Origin of the sequence: Mesorhizobium sp. M4A.F.Ca.ET.020.02.1.1 (assembly GCF_004022645.1) — a bacterium.
Taxonomy (GTDB): Bacteria; Pseudomonadota; Alphaproteobacteria; order Rhizobiales; family Rhizobiaceae; genus Mesorhizobium.
In genome coordinates this window covers 1-3401 of sequence record NZ_RZOI01000657.1, presented here as the reverse complement: position 1 = coordinate 3401, position 3401 = coordinate 1, and the positions used below count along the sequence as shown (strand labels likewise).

Here is a 3401-nt window from a genome sequence, read left to right as displayed (position 1 = left end):
GTAGTCGACGGCGAGTTCGGCGATGCGCGCATAGGCATTGGCCGGGATAGCGGCCAGCGTCAGGGCCGGCTTGCCGTCGAGCTCCACCGGCTTCACCCAAGCCTCGAGGTTCCTGGCCGACTGCACCTCGACATAGCCGAGCGCATCCGACAATTGCGACAGCGCCGATGGCAGGATGGCGAGCTTGCTGCCGGGGGCGAGGCGCTGGAGCAGCCCGGCGCCGATCGTCGCCGCATCGTCCTTGATGACCAGCGGCCATTGCATCACCGCGTCGGTCCTGTCGGTGCCGAAGACGCGGGCGTCAAGCTCGCCTTCGAAGAGCGGCGTCGGCCGCGTGCGGCTGTCGGCCGAATATTGTTGCAGCACCGCCTGGCCGAGCTGGCGGTAGGTGACGTTGGGGTTCTCCGCCAGCTTGGACAGGATGGTGAAGGTGAACAGGCCGAAGCGCGGCGCGTCGGCGGTGCCCTTGGGCAGCGGCATTTCCGGCGTCGTCTCGATCGTCTGCGCGGCATAGAAGGCGACCAGCTTCCCCTTCGTGGTCGGTTCGGCGCCGGTTGGCGTCAGGTTGAAGGCGGGCTTGCGCTGGCCGTTCTCGTCGAAGCCGCGCGAGCCGGTCGCCGTGATGCCGTCATAGAGCTTCACCGCGGCTGCCCGCTCGGTCTTGCTGCCGCCGACCAGATCGGCGAACTCGACCTTGCGCTCCAGCTCGTCGTCGACCTCGGCGGCGCGTGTCGCGGTGCCGGAATGGCAGCAGTCGAAAACCACCCAGACGAAGGCGCCCTTGTCGCGGATGGCGTCGAGTGCGGCGCCGACCTCATTGTCGACCAGCGCGTTGGGCACGCCGGCCTCGCGGTTGACCCATTTCTCGATGTCGACGGGAAGGAATATCTCGTCGAGGCCGTCGGTCTCGTCGCTGTTGGTCGCCCCGGGCTGCTGCGCGCCATGGCCGGACAGGTGCAGATAGACGAAGTCGTCGCGCTCGACCCTGGCGGCGAGGTCGGCCAGTGCCGCCTTGATCGCGGCGTGCGTCGGCAGGCCGGCGGCGCCTTCGACGTCCTTGGCGAGCAGGGTGACGTTCTCCGGCGCAAACTTCACCGGCGCTGGCGTATTTCTCAGCAGGTAGTCGCGCACCAGGCCGGCATCGTTCTTCGGCCCGATCAGCCAGTTCTTCTTCGGCAGGTTTGGATAGTCGGTGCAAGCGACCAGCAGCGCGTAATAGGTGCGCTGGGCGGCAAGCGCACGAAACGACAGCGTGCCGACTGCCGTCAGCGCGGAGGCGCCGGCAAGCAGCGTCCGGCGTGTCAATCTGATCATGGATGCCCCCAAGCCCGATCGAATTCGCAAGCAGCCGCAACCCTCATCGATGATTTTGTCAGTATTTTGAAGGCTGGTTGCGCGATGGCGATGACCAACCACTGAGGCGGTGCCGTCGATGGCGACGGAAACAGTGGCAAAAAAGACGGTTCGTCGCTATCTCAGTGGAATTCAGGCCACTTGCATGCGCAAATGGCGTGCGGACGACGCAAGCTGACTGGAAGCAGGACCATGGCGGCAAGGGATGTGCTGACGAAGAACCAGTTGTGTGTGCTCGAAAAGCTCGAGGCCGCCAGCGGACCGCTTAGCGCCTACATGCTGCTCGACCAGCTGCGCGAACGTGGCTTCCGCGCGCCGCTGCAGGTCTATCGCGCGCTTGACACGCTGGTGAAGTCGGGTTTCGTGCACCGGCTGGAGAGCCTCAACTCCTTCGTTGCCTGCGCCGAGCCGCATGATCACAGCCATTCGATGACCGCCTTCGCCATTTGCGACACATGCGGCCAGGTGACCGAGATGTCCGACCATGATGTCGACCACCGGCTCGACGAATGGGTGCGCTCGACGGGCTTTGCCGCCAAGAAGGCGGTGATCGAGTTCCGCGGCGTTTGCGCCAAGTGCCGGGCCGAGGCCGCCTAGGGTCTATTGTTCTTCAGGCGAGGCCGGCCTGCAAATGGCGGGCTCCTGCGCTTCGGTGCTCACGTACTTCAAGTACGCTCCGATCCGGTTCTCGGACCCCGCCGTTCTCGGCTCGGCCTGAAACTCAACAGACCCGGGAGCGTATCGCTTCAGTGCTTGGTCGACCAGGCGAACCAGAACGCGACCAGCGCCAGCAGCGCTGAAAGCAGCCGTCGGGCAAATCGCTCCCTGCGGGGATCGTTGAGGAACGGTTCCAGCGTCCCCGCCAGAGCGACGATGACGCCGTGAACAGCGGTCGCGATCGCCACATAGACCGCGCTGAGCAGGACTGTCTGGGAGAGGACCGGCCGTCCGGCATCGACGAAGGTCGGCAGCACGGCGACGTAGAAGACCGCCGCCTTGGGGTTCAAGAGATTGGTGACGAGTCCGCGCATGAAATGCTTGCCGCGCGCGCCGCCGGCGCTCGATACGACGTCCGTTCCCGCGGTCCAGCCCTCCCAGGCGAGGTAGAGAAGGAATAGCACCCCGGCCCAGCGAAGTCCCTCGTAGAACGGCCGCGATGCCTGGATCAGTTCGGCGACGCCGAAGGCCGCGACCGCGCCGACGGTCGCCAGTCCCAACGCGATACCCGCCACCGTGGCAAAGCCGGCGCGGCGTCCTTCGCTGGCGGAAATCAGCGCCAGATAGGTCATGTTCGGACCCGGCGTCAGTTCAATCAGCAGGCATGCGAGCGAGAAGGAAAGGACGGTGGCTGTCGAGGGCGGCAGCAACGCGTTCACATCAATGCGCCTCGTCCCAATTGTCGGCGGCCCGCGCATCGACATGCAGCGGCACCGACATCGACACCGCCGGCATCGGCGCGTTCTCCATCACACGGCGCACGACGGGAAGCGTCGCCTCGACCTCGGCTTCCACCGTCTCGAAGATCAGCTCGTCATGCACCTGCAGCAGCATGCGGGCCGACAGGCCGGCCTTCTCCAGCGCCTCCTCCATATGCACCATGGCGCGGCGGATGATGTCGGCGGCGGTGCCCTGCAGCCTGGCGTTTATCGAGGCGCGCTCGTTGAAGGCGCGGATGGAGGGATTGGAGGCTCTTATCTCCGGGTAGTGGATGCGGCGGCCGAAGATGGTTTCGACATAGCCATATTCGCGGGCGTAGGCCTTGGTCGCCTCGATATAGTCGCGGATGCCCGGGAAGCGCTCGAAATATTTCTTGATGTAGGCGCCGGCCTCCTCGCGCGGGATCGATAGCTGGTTGGCAAGACCGAAGGCCGAAATGCCGTAGATGATGCCGAAATTGATCGCCTTGGCGCGGCGGCGCACCTCCGAAGGCATGCCTTCGACCGGCACGTTGAACATCTCGGATGCCGTGATGGCGTGGATGTCGGCGCCGTCGGCGAAGGCCTGCTTCAGCTGCGGGATCTCGGCGACATGGGCGAGCACCCGCAATT

Annotated in this window: 4 protein-coding genes; 1 reads left to right on the top strand and 3 read right to left on the bottom strand. The window is 65.4% G+C overall.

The annotated features are described in order from the left end of the window. Positions 1–1314 (bottom strand): caspase family protein (locus EN742_RS28705; RefSeq protein ID WP_148670325.1); only part of this gene is annotated, 1314 nt, incomplete at its 3' end. 231 nt (positions 1315–1545) lie between these two features. Here EN742_RS28705 and EN742_RS28700 point away from each other — a divergent pair. Further along, on the top strand, positions 1546–1950 hold the full coding sequence (locus tag EN742_RS28700) for a Fur family transcriptional regulator (protein WP_126058257.1): 405 nt from the start codon (positions 1546–1548) through the stop codon (positions 1948–1950). 149 nt (positions 1951–2099) lie between these two features. On the opposite strand, the gene EN742_RS28695 is transcribed toward EN742_RS28700, so the two are convergent. After that, positions 2100–2729 carry a LysE family translocator gene (locus EN742_RS28695; RefSeq protein WP_245455381.1) on the bottom strand — a complete coding sequence of 210 codons (630 nt, stop codon included), beginning with the start codon at positions 2727–2729 and terminating at the stop codon, positions 2100–2102. A gap of 1 nt (position 2730) precedes the next feature. After that, positions 2731–3401, bottom strand: a 671-nt coding sequence (locus EN742_RS28690) for a DNA polymerase (RefSeq protein ID WP_245492417.1), incomplete at its 5' end; no start/stop codon positions are given.